The organism is Cupriavidus oxalaticus, assembly GCF_038900635.1.
GTDB lineage: Bacteria > Pseudomonadota > Gammaproteobacteria > Burkholderiales > Burkholderiaceae > Cupriavidus > Cupriavidus oxalaticus_B.
In genome coordinates this window covers 1-463 of sequence record NZ_JAYMRX010000084.1, presented here as the reverse complement: position 1 = coordinate 463, position 463 = coordinate 1, and the positions used below count along the sequence as shown (strand labels likewise).

Genomic DNA, 463 nt, shown 5'->3' with positions numbered 1-463 from the left:
CCTGACCAACGAGCGGTGGTTCTGTGACGCGGGCCTCGTGGTCATCGCGCTCTCACGTCTGACCGGATTGCGCGCGGCATTGGCGAGTGTGACAGGGCTGCTGTGCGCGCTGTCGGATCCGCTGGCCATTGCGTTGATCCCGGTTCTGGCCATGGGCGTGTGGCTGAATCGGGGGCGGGGTTGGCTGGCGCCTCTGACGGCGATCACAGGTGCCCTCATTCACGCGGCAATGCTTGACTCGGGGGCGCGACAAGCTGGTGTATCTGCTTGGCTCCATCTGCCAGGAGAACTCTTGGGTCAGTTCGTGGTGAGAGGGCTTGAGATCCCGCAGTTCGGCGTCACCGGTACGATGGTGGCAAACAAGCTGGCCCCCTGGCCGGTCGTGGCGCTTGGCGTGCTTCTGCCTATTGCCATCCTGCTGAAGTGCCGCGACCGTCGGCTCCTTCTGATGCTTGCCACAGCC

1 protein-coding gene is annotated in these 463 nt (G+C 64.4%); it reads left to right on the top strand.

The window, feature by feature from the left end; translation table 11 throughout:
• Window positions 1-463 (top strand): hypothetical protein (locus tag VSR71_RS35055; RefSeq protein WP_342917916.1); only part of this gene is annotated, 463 nt, incomplete at both ends.